The sequence below is a fragment of the Hornefia porci genome, from assembly GCF_001940235.1.
Lineage (GTDB): Bacteria > Bacillota > Clostridia > Peptostreptococcales > Anaerovoracaceae > Aminicella > Aminicella porci.
In genome coordinates this window covers 22,777-41,120 of sequence record NZ_MJIE01000001.1, presented here as the reverse complement: position 1 = coordinate 41,120, position 18,344 = coordinate 22,777, and the positions used below count along the sequence as shown (strand labels likewise).

The 18,344-nt window shown below is 55.8% G+C and carries 13 protein-coding genes; all 13 read right to left on the bottom strand.

What is annotated here, in order from left to right; all coding sequences use genetic code 11:
- Positions 1-8: 8 nt before the first annotated feature.
- Positions 9-1,007: an NAD(P)H-dependent glycerol-3-phosphate dehydrogenase gene (locus tag BHK98_RS00155; protein ID WP_075711672.1), complete on the bottom strand. Its 999-nt coding sequence runs from the start codon at positions 1,005-1,007 to the stop codon at positions 9-11.
- A complete protein-coding gene (gene plsY, locus BHK98_RS00150; protein ID WP_075711671.1) occupies positions 1,004-1,615 on the bottom strand; it encodes a glycerol-3-phosphate 1-O-acyltransferase PlsY in 612 nt (203 codons plus the stop codon). The genes BHK98_RS00155 and plsY overlap by 4 nt, the downstream gene beginning before the upstream one ends.
- Before the next feature lie 5 nt (positions 1,616-1,620).
- The gene (gene der, locus BHK98_RS00145) at positions 1,621-2,946 is read right to left on the bottom strand and encodes a ribosome biogenesis GTPase Der (RefSeq protein WP_075711670.1); all 1,326 of its coding nucleotides are present in this window, start codon (positions 2,944-2,946) and stop codon (positions 1,621-1,623) included.
- Entirely contained in the window at positions 2,939-3,853 is a 915-nt protein-coding gene (gene ftsY, locus BHK98_RS00140) for a signal recognition particle-docking protein FtsY (RefSeq protein WP_075711669.1), read from the bottom strand. The genes der and ftsY overlap by 8 nt, the downstream gene beginning before the upstream one ends.
- A gap of 129 nt (positions 3,854-3,982) precedes the next feature.
- Positions 3,983-7,543, bottom strand: a complete 3,561-nt coding sequence (gene smc, locus BHK98_RS00135) for a chromosome segregation protein SMC (RefSeq protein WP_075711668.1) — start codon at positions 7,541-7,543, stop codon at positions 3,983-3,985.
- Positions 7,543-8,232, bottom strand: a complete 690-nt coding sequence (gene rnc / locus BHK98_RS00130; RefSeq protein WP_075711667.1) for a ribonuclease III — start codon at positions 8,230-8,232, stop codon at positions 7,543-7,545. The genes smc and rnc overlap by 1 nt, the downstream gene beginning before the upstream one ends.
- Entirely contained in the window at positions 8,225-9,253 is a 1,029-nt protein-coding gene (plsX, locus tag BHK98_RS00125) for a phosphate acyltransferase PlsX (RefSeq protein ID WP_075711666.1), read from the bottom strand. Before plsX ends, rnc begins: the two co-directional genes overlap by 8 nt.
- A 66-nt stretch (positions 9,254-9,319) precedes the next feature.
- The gene (locus tag BHK98_RS00120) at positions 9,320-10,579 is read right to left on the bottom strand and encodes a serine hydroxymethyltransferase (RefSeq protein WP_075711665.1); all 1,260 of its coding nucleotides are present in this window, start codon (positions 10,577-10,579) and stop codon (positions 9,320-9,322) included.
- 177 nt (positions 10,580-10,756) lie between these two features.
- On the bottom strand, positions 10,757-11,215 hold the full coding sequence (locus BHK98_RS13115) for a threonine/serine exporter family protein (protein WP_083627975.1): 459 nt from the start codon (positions 11,213-11,215) through the stop codon (positions 10,757-10,759).
- Positions 11,212-12,000, bottom strand: a complete 789-nt coding sequence (locus BHK98_RS13110; RefSeq protein ID WP_083627974.1) for a threonine/serine exporter family protein — start codon at positions 11,998-12,000, stop codon at positions 11,212-11,214. Before BHK98_RS13110 ends, BHK98_RS13115 begins: the two co-directional genes overlap by 4 nt.
- 3 nt (positions 12,001-12,003) lie before the next feature.
- Entirely contained in the window at positions 12,004-13,311 is a 1,308-nt protein-coding gene (locus tag BHK98_RS00110; protein WP_075711664.1) for a bifunctional folylpolyglutamate synthase/dihydrofolate synthase, read from the bottom strand.
- Positions 13,308-16,046, bottom strand: coding sequence for a valine--tRNA ligase (locus tag BHK98_RS00105; RefSeq protein WP_075711663.1), 2,739 nt, complete (start codon positions 16,044-16,046; stop codon positions 13,308-13,310). The genes BHK98_RS00110 and BHK98_RS00105 overlap by 4 nt, the downstream gene beginning before the upstream one ends.
- A gap of 1,032 nt (positions 16,047-17,078) precedes the next feature.
- The gene (locus BHK98_RS13430; protein WP_158024433.1) at positions 17,079-17,228 is read right to left on the bottom strand and encodes a hypothetical protein; all 150 of its coding nucleotides are present in this window, start codon (positions 17,226-17,228) and stop codon (positions 17,079-17,081) included.
- Positions 17,229-18,344: the final 1,116 nt, after the last annotated feature.

Sequence of the window (18,344 nt, the reverse complement as noted above, 5' to 3'; positions counted from 1 at the left end):
ATTCTCCCTTATATATGCATCTCGTTTTTCTTATCTCTGCCCATCAGGATTTCGACAGCCTCTCTGGCGTCGATTCTCTCGTTGATGCATTCGTAGATACACTCCGTAATCGGCATCTCCACGCCGACCCGTTTCGCCAGCTCATACGCCGCAACGGTCGTAAACATGCCTTCCACAACCATTCCGACCTTCTTTGTCGCCTCACTGGGTCTGACTCCCTCGCCGATCATTATTCCGCAGCGGCGGTTTCTGGAATGCATGCTGGTGCAGGTCACAATCAGGTCGCCGACGCCGGTCAGCCCCGCAAAGGTTTCCGGATCCGCACCCAGACTGACTCCCAGACGCTTCATTTCCGTGATTCCTCTGGTCATCAGCGCCGCCTTGGCGTTGTCTCCGAAGCCGATGCCGTCGGAGATTCCGGCGCCCAGCGCGATGATGTTCTTCAGAGCTCCGCCCAGCTCCACGCCGCAGACGTCGCTGTTGGTGTAGACACGGAAGCGGTCAGTCATGAATTCATCCTGAATGTATTCCGCCAGCTTCATATCCTTTGACGCCACCGCCACCGTCGTCGGCATGAACCGTCCGACCTCCTCGGCGTGAGACGGACCGGACAGCGCCACATATTTCACATCCGGTTTCAGCAGCGTTGCGATTTCCGACATGCGCATCAGCGTCCCCTGCTCGATTCCCTTGGCCACGTTGACCACCACCATGGAATCTTCAATCAGCGGAACCGCATGCTCAAAGGCGTCGCGGAAGTGCTGAGCGGGTGCAGAGAACAAAACAATATCTGCTCCCTCCATGGCCTCCTCTGTACTGCCGACTACCGCGAGGTTGTCGTTGAACGGAATTCCCGGAAGGTATTTCACATTCTCCCGGTGTTCCCTCATCTCCCTGATATGCTCCCGGTCGACGTCACAGATTTTCACCTGATGTCCTTTATTGCTCAGCGTCAGCGCGAGGGCGGTCCCCCAGCTTCCTGCTCCGATGACTGCGATATTCTTCATTCCTCTCCACCTTTCTTTTTGAACCAGCTGATATTAACTTTATCCTCTTCGCCGTGAATCAGGCGAATGATGTTGCTCCGATGCATAATCAGCACCAGAGCGGCCATTACGCAACCTATATAGATGAAATCCGGTTCCATGTACCAGCACAGAAACGGAAACGCCACTGCCGCGAAGATTGAGCCGAAGGAAACTCTCCGTGTGAGGATCACGGCCAGAAGCACGATGCCCAGCTCTGCGAGAGCCAGCTTCCAGTTCAGCCCGAGCAGCACGCCGAAGGCCACCGCTACGCCCTTGCCTCCCTTGAATTTCAGGAGGACCGGGAACACGTGTCCGAGGAACGCCGCCAGCGCGCACCACATCGCCGCGGCCGGCGTCGCGATCCAGTATCCCAGCGCAACCGCCACTACGCCCTTTCCGATGTCCACCACCAGAGTGATCAGCGCGGCCCGCGCGCCCAGCACACGCAGTGTGTTGGTCGTGCCGGCGTTGCCGCTTCCCTCCTTTTTAATATCGATTCCCCGCATTCTGGCCTGAATGGTGGACGGCGAAATATTTCCGAGGAAATACGCGATCGTCACCGCCAGAACAAATCTGTAATCTGCCATAGCTTTTACTGATCCTTTTCCCTTTTCTCCCGGTATACGAACTTAATCGACGTACCTTCAAATCCAAACGTCTCCCGGATCCTGTTCTCCAGATACCTGGCGTATGAAAAATGCATGAGCTGCCTTTTGTTCACCTGGAAGGAAAACAGAGGCGGTTTCACGCCCACCTGCGCTGCATAGTAGATCTTCAGACGTCTTCCCTTATCCGACGGCGGCTGCTTCATCATCATGGCATCTGTCATCAGACTGTTCAGCTGGCCTGTCGGCACGCGCACGGCGCGTATCTCTGCAACCCGGTCCGCAGTCTGCATCACCTCATTCAGCCGGATGTGATCCTTTACGGATATAAACAGAATCGGCGCATAGGACGCGAACTGCATGTCGGACCGGATTTCCCTGCGGAAGTCCCGCATGGTATTGGTTTCCTTCTCGACGAGATCCCATTTGTTCACGACGATCACGATTCCCTTGCCGGCCTCGTGCGCCATTCCGCAGATTTTTTTGTCCTGTTCGGTCAGGCCCTCCGCCGCATCGATCATCAGAATGCAGACGTCGGATCGTTCGATGGCCGCTACGGCGCGGATGACGCTGTATTTTTCAATATCTTCATTTATCCTGCTCTGTCGCCGGATTCCGGCGGTATCGATCAGGACGTATTCCTTCCCCTGCCACCGGAACGGCGTGTCGATGGAATCTCTGGTCGTCCCTGCGATATCGGAAACGATTACCCTGTTCTCCTGAATCAGGGTGTTGATCAGCGAGGACTTTCCCACATTGGGCTTGCCGATAATCGCCAGACGTATCCGGTCGTCCTCCTCTGCTCCTGCTCCTTCCGGGAAACTGGCGCACACCTGGTCCAGAACATCGCCGAAATTCAGCTTGTTGGCAGAGGAGACCGGAATCGGCTCTCCGATCCCCAGCGAATAGAAATCATAGAGGGAATCCGGCGGATTCAACGGGTTGTCCACCTTATTGACCAGCAGAATCACTTTCTTTCCGGTGCGCCGCAGCATTGCGGCGACCTCCTCATCCGCCGCGGTCATGCCTTCCTTTCCGTCCACCATGAAAATAATGACATCTGCCATATCCATGGCGATCTGCGCCTGTTCTCTCATCTGCGCGGGAATGACTTCCTTACTGGCAGGCTCAATGCCTCCTGTGTCGATCATGCCGAAGTGAATCCCGTTCCACTCCGCCTCTGCGTAGATGCGATCCCTGGTCACGCCGGGAGTATCCTCAACGATAGAGATTCTTCTCCCCACGATACTGTTAAAAAATGTCGATTTTCCCACATTCGGGCGTCCGACCACCGCCACAATCGGTTTACTCATCCGCAATTCCTCCCGTGACTTCTGCAGCGAATTCCGCCGCGTTAAATTCCTCCAGATCCTCGACGCCCTCTCCGGTTCCGATGAACTTGATGGGCAGATCGAACTCATCCGCGATGGTGATGGCGATGCCTCCCTTCGCGGTTCCGTCCAGCTTGGTGATAATTACGCCGGACAGCTCGGCGGCCTCGTTAAACTGCTCCGCCTGCGAAACCGCGTTTTTGCCGTTCGTCGCGTCCAGAACCAGCAGGGTCTCCCGTGCCGCCTCCGGATATTCCCGGTCAATGACACGGTTCATCTTGGCGAGCTCGTCCATCAGGTTCTTCTTCGTCTGCAGACGACCCGCCGTGTCACAGATCAGCACGTCGATGTTCCGGGCCTTCGCGGACTGAATCGCGTCGAACAGAACTGCACTGGGATCGGCTCCCTCCTGGTGCATGACAGTGTTGACTCCGATCCGGTCTCCCCATATCTTCAGCTGCCCGGAGGCCGCGGCCCGAAACGTGTCGGCGGCCGCGAACATTACTGTCTTTCCTTCTTTCTTCAGCCGGTTTCCCAGCTTTGCGATGGTCGTCGTCTTTCCGCCTCCGTTGATCCCGATCATCAGGATGACAAGAGGTGTCTTATCCGACAGCCTGTTCCGTTCTCCTTTGTCGATCAGACGGATGATAATCTCCACAATGGCCTTTTTCACATTCTTTGGCAGAGTGATCATGTTGACCTTGATATATTCCCGGAGTTCCTCCATGATATTCATGGTGGTCTCCATTCCGATGTCGGAGGTGATGAGAATTTCTTCAATCTCGTCCATCATCTCCTCGTTGATTTCCTGATGCATAAACAGAGCGTCATTGATGCGCTCTGCCATCCGTCCGAAAAATCCTTTTTTCTTTGTTGTAATCTCTGACATAATTTCTCCTATGCTTGTTCCCGTCCTGACGGATCCGGCCCGGCGGGGGCGGAACCGCGGCAGGCAGGCCGCAAGAGCCGCCCTGAACGTCATGCGCGAGCCGGGCGGGCGGACGCGGCCCGGCGGGTTTCAGCTTACGTAATCCTCCGGATCGTAATCCCCCATTCTGAGACTGAGCAGTCTGGACACGCCTCTCTCCGGCATCGTGATTCCGTACAGCACATCCGCGTGCTCCATCGTCGCCTTCTGATGCGTGATCAGTGCGAACTGTGTCTGGGTGAAGTTCTTCAGATATCCGGAGAACTTGTCGATGTTCTCGTCATCCAGAGCCGCCTCCACCTCGTCCAGGATACAGAAAGGCGTCGGCTTGGTCTTCAGAACCGCGAACATCAGCGCGATCGCGGTCATGGTCTTTTCGCCGCCGGACATCAGGTTGATGTTCTGCAGCCTCTTCCCCGGAGGCTGTGCGACGATGTCGATGCCGGACTCCAGCGGGTCGTTCTCGTTTTCCATCCGCAGCTCCGCGTGACCGCCGCCGAACAGTTCCCGGAAAACCTCCTCGAAATTAATTTCCACTTTATCAAAGTTATCTTTAAAGGTCTTCGTGATCGTCCGGTCCAGATCGTCGATAATCGACTCCAGCTCCTTCAGCGCGGTGACTACATCGCTCCGCTGCTCCGTCAGGAAGGAATATCGCTGACTCACCTGTTCATATTCGGCAATCGCACCGACATTGACATCGCCGATTTCCTTCAGTTCCTTCCGAAGCTCCCGGCTCTCTCTGACCGATGCGGTCATCGCGAAATCCTCCTTCCGAAGCTCCTTTGCCTGGGCGTAGGAAATCTCGAATTCCTCCCAGAGCTTATCCTTCATGTTGTCCAGCTGCGTTTCATTTCTGGCCTGACGGATCTCCATCTGATATTTCTGATCCCGGACAGAATTGATGGTTTCCTCCGCGCCGGTCAGCTCTTCTGTTACAAGCTGCAGCCGCTGCGCGATCTGCGCTTTCTCCCGGCTGATGGCGGCTCCGTTCTCCTCCAGTTCCTTCCGTTCCTTTTCCAGACGCAGCACCTGGGTATCGCTTCCCCGGTAGCCTGCCGTCAGTTCCCCGCGTTCCTGCCGCAGGGCGATCAGCTGCTGCTCTTTTTCCTTCGACTGTTTCCGCAGTGCGGTCAGATCTCCGCCGATCCGTTCCAGCATTCCGGCGTTGTTGGACGCTTTTTCTTCCCATGTACGGACGTCTATTCTCGCCTGCGTAATGGCGTCGTTGGCGTCTGCGACCTCGCCGCGGCGCGCCTGATGCTCTGCTGTGAGGTCCTCCACCCTCTTGCCGATTTTCTCGATTTCAGACTCTGCGGCCTGGCTCTCCGTCATCATTCTGGAGATCAGCTCGTCCATATCCGCAAGCTCCTTCCGGATCTGAAGAAGCTCCGCGCTGTTCTTTTCCATACGCTCCCGGGCGTCGGAAAGCTGATTTTCTCCGCCGGCGATTTTCTCTCCGGAGGTGGCGATCTGAAGCTCCAGTTCCCGCATTTCCTGTTCCGCGTCCGCCGCGCCCTGCTTAAGCTCTTCAAGCTCGTCCAGAGTCTGCTGAAGCTCCTGGACTTTTTCCTCCAGTGCGTCGGTGTGATGCGTTATATTCTGTTTCAGCCGCTCAATCTCATTCTTTCTTTCCAGGAGATTAGCGGACTGATTTTTGTATTTTCCACCGGTAATCGCGCCGCTGGCATTGATGATCTCCCCGTCCAGCGTGACGAAGCGGATCCCCTGCCGGCTTCCCCTGGACATGGCGATCGCCGCGTTGAGATCCTCCACCACCGCGACACGTCCCAGCAGATACTCAAAAATCTGCTGATACCGATCATCGAATTCGATGAGATCCACGCCCATCCCGCGATAGCCCTTCTGCCCGCTGATATGCGCATCCGGCCGGACTCGCCTCCCGCGGATGGAGCCCACCGGAAGGAACGTCAGCCGACCAGACCGGTTCACCTTCAGCGCGGTGATCGCTTTGCGGGCGCTGTCATCATCGGCTACGATGATATTCTGCATCGCCGCCCCCAGCGCGGTCTCAATGGCGGTTTCGTACCCGCGGGGAACCTCCATCATTTCGCCGACCACGCCCTCAATTCCCCGGATTCCGCAGCGCATGATATATTTCACGGCCGTGTTATAGCCCTCGTAGTTCTGTTCCATTTCCTCGATGGTGCGAAGACGGGCCTCCTCCCGGTTATTCCGGATCCGCAGCTCCTCTGCTGTGCCGCGCAGACTCCGCTCCTTCTCTTCCAGTTTCCGGCGGCGGAGGATCTTCTCGCTGTTTTCCGCAGCAAGCTCCTGCTTCCGCTCTTCTGCCCGGCTCAGGCCCTCACGCGCCTGCTCCAGCATTTTCCGATCCTCTGCAGTCTCTTCCTCCAGCTTCTGGTTCTCGTCCGCGATCTGCCGCGCTCTGGCTTCCAGCGTGCCCTTATAGCTTTCATAGCTCTTCGCCTCGCTGCGCTTGGAGGCGGCCTCGCCGTTCAGCGAGATAATCTTTTCATTGCTGTCGTCGATGATTTCCGTGAACCGGCTTGTCTCGGAGGTGATGGAATTATACAGCAGAACCTTCTCCTCCAGACGTTTTTCCGCCTGTCCGCGGGCGTCCTCGATCTCCTTTTTCCGGGACTTCAGTTCCTCCGCCTCCTGGCCCAGCCGATCGATGCGGACCGTCAGGTCGTCGATTTCACCGTCCAGCCGGTCCTCCTCCCTGGCAAGGTTGGCCAGTTTCTCCCGGTTCAGCTTGCTTTCCCCGGTGATGCTGTTGATTTCCTCGATGGTCCGGACCATTTTTTCGTGGTTCTGTTCGGAAACCGTATCCAGCGCTGCGCTGCGTTTCTGCAGCTCCTGAGACTCCCGGTCACTGCCGCGCTTTTTCTCCCCGGCGCTGCGGAGCTGCTCCTCCAGCTCCTGAATTTCCTGCCTGTACTGCCCGCTGCGGGCCTCCGCGTTTTCTATATTCCGAAGCGTGATGTTAATCTCCAGATCCTGGTACCGTTCCTTAAGTTCCAGATAGCGCTTCGCCTTTTCGCTGTCCTCCTTCAGACCGCCGATTCGTCCTTCGATTTCCCCGACGATATCGTCGATCCGCTCCAGATTGCTCCGGGTGCCGTCCAGCTTGCGAACCGCCTCCTGCTTTCTGGTCTTATACGCCACGATCCCCGCCGCTTCCTCAAAGATTTCCCGGCGGCTCTCCGGCTTATTGCTGACAATGTCGGAGATCTTTCCCTGACCGATAATCGAATAGCCGTCCACGCCTATCCCGGTATCCATGATGAGTTCCCGGATATCCTTCAGCCTGCACGGGTTGTTGTTGATCAGGTATTCGCTTTCGCCGCTGCGATACATCCTTCTGGTGATCGCGACTTCCTTATATTCAATATCGAGAAGACCTGTGCTGTTATCTATCACCAGCGTCACTTCCGCCATTCCCCGGGGCTTGCGGCTCTCCGTCCCGTTAAAAATGACCTCCTGCATCTTGCCGCCCCGCAGGGCCTTCGGGCTCTGTTCGCCCAGCGCCCAGCGGATTGCGTCGCTGATATTGCTCTTGCCGCTTCCGTTGGGCCCCACAATGCAGGTGATTCCCTCGTGAAAATCGATTACCACCGGCTCGGCGAAGGACTTGAAGCCATGCATCTCCAGTCTCTTAAAATACATTAAATCAATCCTCCGTTCAACGTGGCTCTTGCCGCGTTCTGTTCCGCTTCCTTCTTGCTTTTGCCCGATCCGGAGCCGAGGGTTCTTCCGTCACACGTCAGATGCACATAAAAGGTTTTGTCGTGATCCGGCCCCTCTTCACGATCCAGAACATAACAGATGTCCGGAGCCGTGCCGTCCTTTTGCAGAATTTCCTGCACCTGCGTCTTGAAATCAGTAAACAGTCTGCCCTTCATGGCGTCCTCGATGATGTCTGAGAATTCTCTGAGAACAAAGTCAGATGCGGCGTCGTATCCTCCGTCCAGGAAAATCGCGCCGATCACCGCTTCCACTCCGTCCGCCACGATCGATTCGCGGTGCCTTCCGCCGCAGTGATCCTCGCCGTTTCCCATATTGAAATACGCGCCGATCCCGATCCGTCCTCCTACCTTTGCCAGGGAATGTTCACACACCACAGCCGCCCTCGTCCGGGTCAGTCTTCCCTCTCCCACATTCTTCATCCGCCGGTACAGCTCTGTGCCTGCAATCGCGTCGAGGTACGCGTCGCCCAGAAACTCCAGGCGTTCATTACTCTCAGTCGGATCCAGACCCTCCTCACGGCAGTATGAGCTATGAGTAAGGGCTTTGTTTAAAAGCCCTTTGTCACGAAACTCATATTGAATTTTCCGTTCAAATTCTGTGTTATTCATGATTCTCTGCGTTCTCGCCTTCCTTCGCAACAATTTCCGCCATCGCACTCCCGATAGTTTCGACAACGTTTTCATTCACATACGGAACAGCCTTCAGAATCGTCTGTTCCACCGCCCGGGCGTCCGACGAACCGTGCATTTTCAGCAGCGCGCCCTTCACTCCCAGAATCGGCGCGCCTCCGTACTCGGCATAATCAAACTCCGACTTAATCGCCCGCAGCTGATCGCTGAGCAGCAGCGCTCCCATCTTGGAACGGGTGCTGGTCATAAACCTGGACTTCAGTTCCCTCAGAACCATCAGCCCCATGCCCTCCGTAAGCTTGATGATGACATTTCCGGTGAAACCATCTGTGACGATCACATCGCAGACCGCATCCTGCAGATCTCTTGCTTCGATATTGCCGATGAAATTCAGGCTGCTCCGGTCCAGAAGCTCATAGGCGGCCTTCGTGAGCGCCGTTCCTTTGTGGGCCTCCGAGCCGTTATTGACCAGACCGACGGTGGGGTTCTCCCGCCCCAGAACCTTGTCCATGTAAATGCTTCCCATGATGCCGAAATCCAGAAGGTTTTTCGGCTTGCACTCCGCATTCGCCCCGGTATCCACCAGAAGCGACGGCTCATGACCGATGACCGGATATACCGTTGCGAGCGCCGGGCGGTCGATGCCGTCCACTCTGCCGAGAATAAAAAGCCCTCCGGCCAGCAGTGCTCCTGTGCTCCCGGCCGAGATGAACACGTCGCCTTCACCGTCCCGGACCATCGACATTCCGATGACAATGGAAGAATCCTTCTTGCGGCGCACAGCCCTGACAGGAGACTCATCATTGGAAATCGTGTCACCCGCGTGAACGATGCGGATCCGGTCTCCCCGATAGCCGTATCTGTTCAGAAGCTGACGGAGCAGTTCCTCCTGCCCGATCAGCACAATTTCATCGGAGATCTGCCCCGCTGCGGCGATGGCACCTTCCACCACGCATTCCGGCGCGTGATCTCCTCCCATTCCATCTAACAAAATCCTCATGCCTGATCCTTTACAGAACGGCCGCGCCACACCGGTGACGCAGCCGTCATCATTTCATGAATTATCCTATTTCGCTTCCGCTTCCTTCTCCTTCGCCAGTTCCTTCACGATCTTATCGATTCTTCTGGCAACCTCGCGGAAATCGTCTTCTTTATATCCTCTGGTGGTCATCGGAGCGGTTCCGATCCGGACGCCGCTTGTCTGCATCGGGCTGCGCTGATCGTTCGGAATCGCATTCTTGTTCAGCGTAATTCCGTTCTCGTCGCATCTCTCCTGCAGATCCCGGCCGCTGAACGGGAACTCCGACAGATCCAGCAGGAACACGTGATTGTCTGTTCCTCCGGTCACGACTTTATAACCCAGCTTGATGAACTCGTCGCACAGAGCCGCGCAGTTCAGCACGACCTGATGAGCGTACTCCTTAAACTCCGGTTTCAGGGCTTCCTCCGCGCAGACCGCTTTTCCGGCAATAATATGCTCCAGCGGGCCTCCCTGCGCATAGGGGAATACAGCGCTGTCGATCTTCTTCGCGAATTCCGGCTTTCCGAACACCAGACCGCCTCTGGGACCGCGCAGCGTCTTATGCGTGGTGGTGGTGACGATGTCCGCGTAGCCGAACGGCGACAGATGTTCTCCGGCCGCAACCAGACCTGCGATGTGAGCCATGTCTACCATGAAGTAGCATCCGACCTCCTTCGCGATGTCCGCAAAAGCCTTGAAGTCGATGATTCTGGAATATGCGCTGGCACCGGTCATAATCAGCTGCGGCTTGTACTCCAGCGCCTTCTTCCGCACGTCCTCCATGTCGATGTAGCCTTTGTCGTCCACATCATAGAAAATCACGTTGTACAGCTTGCCGCTGAAGTTCACGGAGGAACCATGGGTCAGATGTCCGCCGTTGTCGAGGCTCAGGGACAAGATCGTGTCTCCCGGGCTGATCAGCGCCTTGTATCCCGCGAAGTTCGCCTGGGAGCCGGAATGCGGCTGCACGTTCACGTGATAATCCGTATGGAACACCTCTCTCCATTTGTTGCAGCAGTATTCCTCCAGCTCATCCACGAACTCTGTTCCGCCGTAGTATCTGCCTTTGTTCCCGGAGGTTCTCACGTAAGGGTATCCTTCCGCGTACTTCCAGGAGAGACAGCTCCCGCAGGCCGCCAGCACTGCCTCCGAGCAATAGTTCTCGGAAGCGATCAGCTCGATATTGTTCTTCTGCCTGTTGTACTCCTTCTCGATGAGGGATCCCACCGTCGGCGAGTACTTCTTAATAAATTCATAGTTTTCGACATTGTAATTGTTATCGTCTTTTCCGTCTCTGTTAAACATTTGCTACTCCTCTTCTCCATAGACAGGCAAATACCTGAAGACCAGAATCTGCAATAAAAACTTATGTTTTATTATATCAAACGGCCGGCCGACTGACAAGTTTTTATGACCGCATGCGGCGGATATTATGGCGATACCGCCGCGAAATCACGGCCGTATACCGCAGCCGCGCTCCGTTCAGGACCGCTTCCGCGCAAAGCAGCTGAGCCTGTAAACATATTTCATCAGCACGGCGACCACAACAAAGCCCAGTCCGATGGCCAGAGCCACCACGAGGGCGGTGACTCCGTTGGTCTGTGCCATATGATAGTGCTGACGGACAATTCCGTACATCATGTTGTACAGGTTGCGGCCCGGAATCAGGGGAACCGCGGCGGCTGTCAGGAATATCGTGGCGGGAGCTTTGTTCACTCTGGCCATGACCTCGGCGTAGAGAGCGACAAAGATAGATGCGATGAAATTGGACCAGAAGTATGTATCGAGAGCGTCATAGGCGGCGAGAAAGACGCACCAGGTCAGAAGGCCGCCTATGCCCGCATAGAGGATCTGCTTTCCGCGGATCTTCAGCATGACGGCGAACCCGATGGAGCCGATGAAGGCAGCGCCGATCTGAATCAGTTCATTCGTGCTGTTCATATGTGAAGAACACCTCCCGTAAGGACGATCGCCATCGCGAATCCGCAGGCGATGGCCGCCGCGACAATCAGTGCGTTGGTCAGCCGGAGCATGCCGGAGGCGATGTCGCCGATCAGCATGTCCCGTATCGCGTTGGTCATGGCGATGCCGGGAATCAGCAGCATGATACCGCCCATCATGATTTTGTCCGCGCTCGTTCCCACGCCCGCGTGAACCATCAGAACCGCCGCGATGCCCGCCAGAAACGATGTGATGAAGTTAAAGACAATCTGGTTGTTCTCCCGCGGCGTCAGAAACCGGGTGATCAGAACGATGACGACGGCCATTCCCACCGCCGCGACGCCGTCCTTGGCGCTCCCGCCGAAAAAGACCGTAAAGCCCGATGCGGCGCAGATGCACCCGAAGAGTCCCAGCCACCCGGGCTGCTCCTTCCGGTTCATCACCTCGTCCAGCTTCTTTTTCATGTGGTCCACATCCGGCTTCACGACGCAGATATAGCGGGAGAGGTCGTTCAGATAATCCAGCCGGTCGAAATTGACGTCATTCCGTTCAATACAGCGGATATGCGTCAGAATCTGCCCGTCCGGCGCCTCCACCGTCACCTGCAGGTTGGAAACGATGATGAACACATTGATGCGGTCGCATCCGTAGGCGCGGCACATCCGCTGGATGCTCTCCTCCACCCGGCTTACCTCCGCGCCTGCCACCACCATTTCCTCTCCGATATCGAGAATCGTCTGCAGCAGCTTATCATAGCTGATATTTCTGTTCTCCAGATTTTCCATAACTCACTCCTGATCTTCCCGGAGCAGCCGGATCACATCTCCCCGCAGGGCGCCGATCAGATACAGTGAACCGGTGAACAGAATCAGGTCCCGGCCGTCCTTCCCGGACATCGCCAGCCGGACGGCCTCCTCCGGCTCTGCCGCCGTCTCACAGGCGGCGCCGAGCCTCCGGAGCTTCTCTGCCAGTTTCTCCGCATCAAGCTTTCTGGGATTCGGCGGCTCCGTGGCGATAAACTGATCAGTAATTTCCCGGAACTCGCTCAGAACATCATCCACCGCCTTGTCGGCCAGAATCCCCGTCACCATCAGGATCCGCTTTCCCCGGAAATGCGTGAGCACCGTTTTCTTCAGCGCCGCCGCACCGGCGGGGTTGTGGGCGCCGTCCAGAATCACATAGGGCGACCGGCTCAGAACCTCGAACCGCCCGATCTGGCGGGCCCTCTTCATGCCCTCTTTGATTTCCCGCATCGTCAACTCCGGCAGAACGCCCTGCTCTGCCAGCAATGTGACGGCGAAGAGCGCGCAGACCGCGTTCCGGATCTGATGCTCTCCCGGCATGCGGATCTCAACTCCCCGGTATTCCCGGTCCAGGATTTCCGCGTTGAAGGAGCAGCCCTCCAGCGTCTCCCTTACGACTTTTACCGGCACCCGCGCCGCATCGAACAGCGGCGCGTCCAGTTCATTGGCCCGTTTGCGGAACACAGCCTTCGCGTCCGGATCCTCAGCGCCGACGATGACCGGGCAGCCCCGTTTGATGATCCCCGCCTTCTCCGCGGCGATCTCCGGAATCGTTTCTCCCAGCCTGTCAGTATGATCCAGAGAAATCGATGTAATTATCGAGCACAAAGGCTTTTCGATGATATTGGTGGAATCGCCTCTGCCGCCGAGTCCCACCTCCAGAACCACGAAATCGCAGCCCTTTTCCCGGAAGAACACAAAGGCGACAGCGGTCACAATCTCAAATTCCGTCGGGGATTCCATTCCCTCTGCAACCATTTCGTCCGCCGCGGCGATTACTCTGTCCGCAGCATCTTCCAGCTCCTCGTCGGAAATATATTCCCCGTCCGCTTCGATGCGCTCGTTAAACACTTCCAGATACGGCGATGTGTAGAGCCCCGTATGGTAGCCGGCGGCCCGCAGAACCTCATAGACATAGCGACAGACTGAGCCTTTTCCGTTGGTTCCTGCCACATGGATGACCTCCAGCTCCTTCTGAGGGTCGCCCAGCTTCGCCATCAGCGCATTCATCCGCTCCAGCCCCAGGACCATGCCGAAACGCAGGTATTCATGAATCCGATCTACTGCCTTCATTTCCCCGCCTTCTTCTCTACGTTCGCCAGCTGCTGGCTCACCTTCTCCAGCATTTCCTCGTAACGCGCCTTCTTGGTCTTTTCCTCTTCGACCACCTTCTCCGGGGCCTTCGCGACAAAGCCGGGATTGGACAGCTTCTTCTCCGCCCGCTCGACTTCTTTTGTCAGCCGCTGTTTTTCCTTTGTCAGCCGTTCAAGCTCTGCATCGAGATCCACCAGTTCTTCCAGCGGGATGAAAATCTGTGCGCCGGCAATCACGGCAGACATGGCGTCCTCAGGCACGCCGTCCTTTGTTTCCGCAAAGGCAATCTCAGTGAGGTTCGCCAGTTCCCGGATATAGCGTTCACCCTCGCGGATGCGGCTGAGATCCTCTCCCTGCGCAACGATAACGGCAGTCAGCTTCCGCGACGGCGGCGCCCCGGCCTCGCCCCGGATGTTCCGGATGGCAGTAATCGCCTCCATCGCCGTATTCAGAATCGCCTCCTCTGCGGCAAAGTGTTTTCCCTCGCCGGCGGTCGGCCACGCCGCACTGATTAAATAACCGTTTCCTCCCCGGCTCTCCTCCTCCGAGTGCGGCAGGTAGCTCCAGATTTCCTCGGTGATGAAGGGCATGAAGGGATGCAGCAGCTTCAGCATATTCTTCATGGCGTAGATCGCGACGAAGCGGGCCGTCTTCTTGTCCTCCTCGTCATCACTCCAGAAGCGCTTTTTGATTATCTCGATATACCAGTCGCAATACTCGTTCCATATCAGGTCGTAGACCCTCTGGCCCGCCAGAGCCAGGTCGAATTTCTCCATCGTGTCGGTCACATAGCGGACCGCGTCGTTGATCCGGCTGATCATCCATTTGTCCTCATCGCGAAGTGCAATGCAGGAGAAGTTGTCGGTATCGGCGCAGGCCATTCCGCAGCACTCGCTGCAGCATTTCGCCATGGGCAGCATTTCACCGTCCTCATCCTGAATATTCATGATCAGGAAGCGGGCCGCGTTCCACAGCTTATTCGCAAAATTTCTCGCGGCGATGATGCGCTCGTCCTGATAACGCATATCGTTGCCCGGCGTAATTCCGGTAATCAGCATGAAGCGCAGCGCGTCCGCTCCGTATTTGTCAATTTCCTCCAGCGGATCGATGCCGTTGCCCAGGGATTTGCTCATCTTCCGTCCCTGCGCGTCCCGGACCAGTCCGTGGACGTACACGTATTCAAAAGGCGGTTCTCCCATGGCCTCGCAGCCGGAGAAAACCATACGGACAATCCAGAAGAAGATGATGTCGTAGCCGGTGACCAGCACGTTGGTCGGGTAGAAGTAGTCGAGCTCCGGCGTCTTCTCCGGCCACCCCAGTGTCGAAAACGGCCACAGCGCCGAGGAGAACCAGGTGTCCAGCACGTCCTCGTCCTGCCGCAGGTGACGGCCTCCGCATTTTGGACATACATCGGGATCCGTCTCGCTGACGATGATCTCGCCGCAGTCATCGCAGTACCAGGCGGGAATCCGATGTCCCCACCAGAGCTGACGGGAGATGCACCAGTCCCGGATCTCCCGGAGCCATCTCAGATAGGTTTTCTGGAACCGCTCCGGCACATGCTTAAGTTTCCCGGATTCCGCCGCCTCGATAGCCGGCTTCGCCAGCTCCTCCATTTTCACAAACCACTGATCCGACAGCATCGGCTCGATGACTGTATGGCAGCGGTAGCATTCGCCTACCGGAATCACCATGTTGTCGGTCTTCACCAGATATCCGGCTTCCTCCAGATCGGCGACCCACTGTTTCCGGCACTCGTAGCGATCCATTCCCGCATATTTTCCGGCGTTTTCATTCATCGTTGCATCCGGGTTAATGCAGGAGATAATCTCCAGATCGTGCCGCTGTCCCACCTCAAAGTCGTTGGGGTCGTGCGCCGGCGTGATTTTTACGGCGCCGGTACCCTTCTCCGGGTCGGGATACGGGTCCGCGATAATGGGAATTTCCCTTCCCACCAGAGGCAGAATCACCTTCTGTCCGATCATGTCGGCGTAGCGTTCATCCTCCGGGCTCACCGCGATCGCCACGTCTCCGAACATGGTTTCCGGCCGGGATGTGGCAACAACCATATCTCTGCCGCCCTTCTCTGCCGCCGGATAGCGGAAATACCAGTAGAGCCCGTTTTTGTCCTCGTGCTCCACCTCCGCGTCCGACAGCGATGTTCCGCAGCTGGGGCACCAGTTGATCAGCCGGTTTCCTCTGTATATCAGTCCTTTTTTGTATAATCTGACAAAGAACGTCCGGACAGCTTTGCTGCAGCCCTCATCCATCGTAAAGCGCTCTCTGCTCCAGTCGCAGGAATCTCCGAGCTTCCGGCACTGACGGGTGATCCGTCCGCCGTACTCCTCTTTCCAGGCCCAGGCTCTGCGCAGGAATTCCTCGCGGCCCAGATCCTCCTTTTCCAGACCTTCTTCTTCACGGATTTTGTTGACGACCTTCACCTCCGTCGCGATGCTGGCGTGATCGGATCCCGGAAGCCAGAGCGCACTGTAGCCCTGCATCCTCTTCCAGCGAATCAGCACGTCCTGCAGGGTCTGGTCCAGAGCATGCCCCATGTGCAGCTGCCCCGTAATGTTCGGGGGCGGCATGACAATCGTAAACGGCTTCCGGTCCGGATCCACCTCCGCCCGGAAAGAACCGTTCTCCTCCCACATTTTATAGATGCGGTCCTCAAAATCCTTTGGATCATAAGTCTTTGCCAGATTTTTTTCCATATAGCTCCTAACTTCCTTTCTTTTGTAATGTCTTCTGTAACTTCCCTTGTGACGTCGGCAACCTTCGCGACTGCCCTCGCGGCTGCCTCTGTAACGACCTTCGCAGTGCCCTCGCAGCTGCCTCTTTTCCGGCTGCGGTCTCTCCTCCTGCAAAAAATGAAAATCCCTTGCACTCCGATGCAAAGGACGAAATAACTCCGCGGTACCACCTTTGTTCCAGGCCGCCTGCGCAAGCCTGACCCTTCATTATCGCTGCTGAGACTCCAAAGCAACCTTCCGCGAACGCCTTCTCCCGGACCTCTCAGCCTGTGGATCCGACTCTCTGTAGAGCGCTCTTCCGCGTACTCCTCTTCTTCTCCGTCTCTATAAAATTGCTTTTATTATTTTACCATAATCTGTTGCGGATGCAAGAACAAAATACGATCCGCAGCGGCGGGCCGCATGGTGCTGCGTGGTGCTGCGTGGTGCTGCGTGGTGCGATGCGGAGCGATCCGCACTCGGGAGAGCCCACTCCACACTCGAGGGAGTTCTCCCTGCACTCGAGGGAAGCTCACTCCGCACTCGAGGGAACTCGCGCCTCTTCCCATGTCTCTCCCGGATCTCTTTTTGTTCTGCCGAAAGAAAAACAGGTTTTGTGGGTTAATAATTAGTGTCTGCTCATTAAGTCCCCGTCGGACTTAACGGGCGCTGACGGCAGTTTGTCAGCAGCGCCGCGGCGCACCATCCAATGGAAGGGTGCGCCGGCAGACACTAATTGATGCTTGTGCTCAGGGATTCGGCCGTTTCCGAATCCCACTGCCGCAAGGTTTTCGGATGAAACGCTTGAAAACCTTGCGGCAGGCTACCGAATATGCTCTTTGTATTATTGATATTTCAAGCATATTCGATAGCTGAGCACGCATTAATTAACCTACAAAACCTACAAATCTTTCTTTTTCTGCAAAGGCTTTCCGGAGGGACTGCTGCCCGCCTGCCCGGAACCCGCCACGCTGTACAGAAAATTTTTCATGCACGCCGCAGAGTGCGGGCAGACTACAAATCAAAATTATTTTTCCTGCTCTCCCGGCCCTGCCTTCGGTCCCTGCTCCTTCTTATGAAGTACCTGATTACCACGATGACAACGACGACAAAAATCACGAACATGATATAAACCGGAATCATCTGCAATACAAACGGACTCATCTTCATACCTCCTCAAAACTCTCACAATTCTCACAGCTCCCCGGCGTTTTCAGGGTCTCACGTCTCCCGGCTCTCCCGGCTCTCTCAGTTCTCCCGGGTCCCTCAGTTCTCCCGGGATTCCCGGAACCTTGCCGCGCCCTGCGAAAACGACACGGAACGGTACGCATTAATTATACAACGATTTGAAAAAAAAGCAATTGTTTACAGAAATATCTCACCTTTCCATAATCCCCGTTTCCCCGTAGTCTCCGTAATCGTCTTTCCGCAATGATCCGCGTTCCGGCAGTTCCCTTATTGGATTTCCTCCTCAATTATTCCGATTTTACCCAAATTCATTTGTTTATATTTAACAAAAATTTATTTTATAGTTGTTGACAAGTTACAACATATGCTGTACTATATTGATAGTTAATCGGAAGCGATTAAAAAATTTAACAGCCCTCTCCGTTTTTCGAAGTATACTGGCGCCCCCGGGTGCCAGCCTTCAAAAACTTCATGCAGTTGCCTGTGGTCTCCGGCCGTTCATCCGACGCGCCGGAGCCGCGGCAAGTGCACCATAGACTGTTATCATCGGAAGTATTTGCTTCCTTAATGATAAAACGACACGAAAATGCCATAATAAGTCGTTCTATGCGCAGTTGTTCTGATGAGGTACTTTCGGCAATATGCCGGCACATTTAGATACTCCTGAATAGTTGATTTGATTGATTATACAAACTACCTTCCTCATCAGACAATTGGCGGTAGAGAAAATCACACACGCTGCGGCGTGTTTCTTTTTTTACCGGAAGATATTGGCCTGGCGACCGGCGGGCGCAGCGGAGCCGGAGTCATGGCAGGACATCCCGCGCATGCAAAGAGCGCCGGCCGGAAGGCGTTCTCACGAACTCATTTCCGTACAGCGCTCTTCTTTTGAAGGATTTGTTTTATCTTTCACCGCTAATGCGGAATCAGGCGTCATCATATGCTCTCTGATTCACTTCTATTTTATTCAAACAATTCATTAAAACTCAAAAAAACTCACATCGCGGGGAAAAATACGTTTTTTTCGTGCCTTCACAGTTCCTCACGCGTTCGCGGACCTGTCGCCGGGCTCTCCGGAGTACTGCACACGAT

What these genes read in the sequence shown, in the direction of transcription:
- BHK98_RS00120 (WP_075711665.1), bottom strand. Translation starts at nt 10,579, where the DNA reads ATGTTTAACAGAGACGGAAAAGACGATAACAATTACAATGTCGAAAAC.
- BHK98_RS00155 (WP_075711672.1), bottom strand. Translation starts at nt 1,007, where the DNA reads ATGAAGAATATCGCAGTCATCGGAGCAGGAAGCTGGGGGACCGCCCTC.
- BHK98_RS13115 (WP_083627975.1), bottom strand. Translation starts at nt 11,215, where the DNA reads ATGAACAGCACGAATGAACTGATTCAGATCGGCGCTGCCTTCATCGGC.
- BHK98_RS13430 (WP_158024433.1), bottom strand. Translation starts at nt 17,228, where the DNA reads ATGAGTCCGTTTGTATTGCAGATGATTCCGGTTTATATCATGTTCGTG.
- smc (WP_075711668.1), bottom strand. Translation starts at nt 7,543, where the DNA reads ATGTATTTTAAGAGACTGGAGATGCATGGCTTCAAGTCCTTCGCCGAG.
- ftsY (WP_075711669.1), bottom strand. Translation starts at nt 3,853, where the DNA reads ATGTCAGAGATTACAACAAAGAAAAAAGGATTTTTCGGACGGATGGCA.
- plsX (WP_075711666.1), bottom strand. Translation starts at nt 9,253, where the DNA reads ATGAGGATTTTGTTAGATGGAATGGGAGGAGATCACGCGCCGGAATGC.
- BHK98_RS00105 (WP_075711663.1), bottom strand. Translation starts at nt 16,046, where the DNA reads ATGGAAAAAAATCTGGCAAAGACTTATGATCCAAAGGATTTTGAGGAC.
- BHK98_RS13110 (WP_083627974.1), bottom strand. Translation starts at nt 12,000, where the DNA reads ATGGAAAATCTGGAGAACAGAAATATCAGCTATGATAAGCTGCTGCAG.
- BHK98_RS00110 (WP_075711664.1), bottom strand. Translation starts at nt 13,311, where the DNA reads ATGAAGGCAGTAGATCGGATTCATGAATACCTGCGTTTCGGCATGGTC.
- rnc (WP_075711667.1), bottom strand. Translation starts at nt 8,232, where the DNA reads ATGAATAACACAGAATTTGAACGGAAAATTCAATATGAGTTTCGTGAC.
- plsY (WP_075711671.1), bottom strand. Translation starts at nt 1,615, where the DNA reads ATGGCAGATTACAGATTTGTTCTGGCGGTGACGATCGCGTATTTCCTC.
- der (WP_075711670.1), bottom strand. Translation starts at nt 2,946, where the DNA reads ATGAGTAAACCGATTGTGGCGGTGGTCGGACGCCCGAATGTGGGAAAA.